General features: G+C 48.6%; 1 pseudogene. It reads right to left on the bottom strand.

From position 1 onward, the window contains the following. Window positions 1-214, bottom strand: a pseudogene (locus tag A3729_RS09805) (iron ABC transporter permease); the annotation flags it as partial.

The following is a 214-nucleotide window of genomic DNA, read 5'->3' as shown; positions in this document are numbered from 1 at the left end:
ACCACGACAGCCATCATTAGTAAGGCTATCTGTGCTGCACCACCCAAGTTGCCCATGTTCAACCACGTGTCGTAAAGACCCGCTGTTAAGGTTTGGACGGCGAAATAATCTACCGTTCCAAAGTCGTTAAGTGTCTCCATTAGTACTAAAGACAGGCCAACCGCAATAGCGGGCCGTGCAATGGGTAAGGATACTCGATAAAAGAACTGGAAGG

This window comes from Oleiphilus sp. HI0043, from assembly GCF_001634935.1.
The sequence above is the reverse complement of the archived record's forward strand: the minus strand, read 5'-3'. Positions and strand labels throughout refer to the sequence as shown.